The sequence below is a fragment of the Microcystis sp. LE19-195.1E genome, assembly GCF_027532095.1.
GTDB lineage: Bacteria > Cyanobacteriota > Cyanobacteriia > Cyanobacteriales > Microcystaceae > Microcystis > Microcystis aeruginosa.
Genome location: NZ_JAPZSZ010000075.1, coordinates 1 through 2,647, shown reverse-complemented (window position 1 = coordinate 2,647; position 2,647 = coordinate 1). Strand labels below are relative to the sequence as shown.

The window sequence follows — 2,647 nt, the reverse complement described above, 5'->3', positions numbered from 1 at the left end:
GAGGGGGTCAATTACCTAATTTTCAGGGAAAAAGTCCCTGAATTTCCCCCTGATCACTCCCATATCTGGTACTTTTTGAGGGGAAAAAAGTCCAAAAGTCTTATCCAACAAGGTTTTTAGATTTATTCAGCAAGCCCTAATTGTGTCTAGCTACTCAAAAAAAAGGGTTTTATTTGGTTTCTGGGGCAGGATTTTGGAGATTTTCTATTTGTTCTCTTTGCTTGCGTTTAAACTCCTCGGCCGCTTCGTTGATATTATTGAGGGTGTCTTCCTGAAATTCCGCTCCGTCCCGGCTACGACGAAAATTACTATTATGAATCAAGTCTAAAGGATTAAAACCACCGAGATCATCCCTGCCATCGGAACTACGTTCATTTTTTTGATAATCTGGCTGACTGGGGTTCAAGCTTTGAGCTAACACTTGCGGATTAAAATCAGCCCCGACCAATAAAATAGTAGCTAGGAATAAAGACGATTTGATTAACATTTTTTGAGTATTCATAATCTGACTAACTCCTCAGAAAATTAAGTGGGTAGGTGTTAAAAGTTGTCAGCCCCCCCCTTATCAAGGGGGGCAGGGGGAATCAGAGGCAAAATCTATCTTCAATTTAATTATAACTACTTACTTGTCTAGTTTTTGGTGGTGAGAAAGTTGCAGGCTTTTCAGTGAAAGTAAACTGATAACTGATAACTGATAACTGATAACTGATTTAAGCAAAACGACGACGAAGTAAGGGCTGAATTGCCAAAAGGATTAGCAGATCGAAAGCTAAGAGCAGGCCTAAAACTGTCAAGAAATTGAGGTCAAGCCAAGGGGTTTGTAAGACTATGCTATCAAAAGACCAGTGCTGATTGAAATAAATATAACGGATCGGTTCGATCGCATAGGTGAGAGGGTTGAGACTAGCGATTACTTGTAACCAATCTGCCATAAAGTTTAAGGGAGCGAGGGCGGTACTGGCAAATAAAAGCGGTAAATTGGTGACGAAAATGACGGCGATTAATTCGATATGTCCGGGGAGAGCAAAGGTTAAACTGAGACTTAAGGCAGTCATACCCAAAACTATTAGGAAAACAATCAAAGCGATTGCACCTAATCCAGCTAAACTGGGCAATCCTGCCCCTAAAAAGGCACTAGCGGCCACGATCGAGGCGGTTTGGATGAAACTGAGGGCGATAATATAGATGGTAGAAGCGGCCACAATCGAGTAACGAGTGGTTAAAGGTGCTACCAAGAGACGGTTAAGAAAGCCAAATTCTCGATCGAACATTACCGGTAAACCGGCATTTAAGGCCCCAGAAAAAGCGGTAAAGACAATCACCCCGGGGGCGAGAAATTTAGCATAACTGAGATCGTTGCCGAATAGACCCTGGGGAGCCTTATAAAACAATGCCCCAAATAAAATCAGCCACATAAATGGCTGAATTACCCCCGCGATTAGGGTTGAAGGACGACGTTGTAATTGGATGAACAGACGTTTAGTCATGGCCAGAGTTTCTTGCAGAAATTCCCCTAGCACATTTCCCCCATCGTCCACCGTTGCTGCTCTAGTGGGATTGGGGGCTAAACTAGCTTTTAAGGAAGAAGGTGTGATGGTTTGGCTCATGAAATATTTACCTCTAATGCAGTCTTAACGAGTAATTTAGATAGTCAACAGCTTATAAGTGATCAGATGGCTCTCTTGGGGTTCTGGTGATCGGCAAATCCTCTCGAAAAAAAGGCTTACACTCTACCACTTCTCCAATATACAAGGGGCGTAAGCCATGGAGGAGAGGAATGTAAAGATTTATTCAATTGTAGCTTTTGATACAATGCGGGGGGGTAAGTGTGTATGCTCTCGGATGTTATGTTCGCTTGTCATTGTTTTGAGTTGCCCTATCACTTTACCAAATTACGAGTTAAAAGTTGATAGAGTAGCCTAGTCTCGTAAAAAAGCAAGCGGCATAGCCCATCCTTGCCCAATGCCTTAAAACTGGGTAACTCTTTCTTTTTTTCGATTGTTTGACCATTTTCGTGGTCGTAATGGATATGAATCCGGGGATTGAGCCAAGAATGTTTAAGCTTGCTAATAATTTCAGTTTTAGCGGGTTTATTCGGGCAAATAGTCACCAGTGCGTGAGCATACAAGTGAGAGCGCATTAAGTTCAGACCCCTTCCAATACTTTTTAATCTTGTCTTGTTTGGCTGAAGTATCACCAGATATCTGATAGGAATATCCTAAACCTAGATAAGCTTGAAACTTTCTCAAGCTGATATCATGATCCCCTCTAAAGTAGGGCTTACCGTTGAATAAAAATCTTTCGATAGGGTAGCAGTGCAAAAGCAGCAAGCTTTTAGTCACAGTACCAAAAAGAAATTGATTAAATACTTGACAATAGGGATTAAATTGTTCCAATTCTAGAATTTCGCTTAGTTCCCCTTCTTTAACTGATATTCTAGTTTCATACATGATAATGTCGTTAGCTAATAGTTGGCTATATTCACTGATTCCAGTTCCGGACGTGGCTTTAATGCGCGAATTCTTCTTTAGTCCGGCAATATGTCCTAATGTTGGATTGTACCCATTAACCCCGATATACTCAAAGTCTCTTTGTGCAATCTCCGGAAATTCACAACATAAGCGCTGTCTAAGTTGATTGATTAAGG

At 41.4% G+C, this 2,647-nt stretch carries 2 protein-coding genes and 1 pseudogene; all 3 read right to left on the bottom strand.

The genetic code is table 11. The annotated features are described in order from the left end of the window. Nucleotides 1-169 precede the first annotated feature (169 nt). Nucleotides 170-502, bottom strand: a complete 333-nt coding sequence (locus O9300_RS04585) for a hypothetical protein (RefSeq protein WP_287733278.1) — start codon at nucleotides 500-502, stop codon at nucleotides 170-172. A 208-nt stretch (nucleotides 503-710) separates the two neighbouring features. Next, a complete protein-coding gene (locus O9300_RS04580; protein WP_002799574.1) occupies nucleotides 711-1,607 on the bottom strand; it encodes an ABC transporter permease in 897 nt (298 codons plus the stop codon). A 483-nt stretch (nucleotides 1,608-2,090) separates the two neighbouring features. Further along, nucleotides 2,091-2,647, bottom strand: a pseudogene (locus O9300_RS04575) (IS110 family transposase); the annotation flags it as partial.

What these genes read in the sequence shown, in the direction of transcription:
- O9300_RS04585 (WP_287733278.1), bottom strand. Translation starts at nt 502, where the DNA reads ATGAATACTCAAAAAATGTTAATCAAATCGTCTTTATTCCTAGCTACT.
- O9300_RS04580 (WP_002799574.1), bottom strand. Translation starts at nt 1,607, where the DNA reads ATGAGCCAAACCATCACACCTTCTTCCTTAAAAGCTAGTTTAGCCCCC.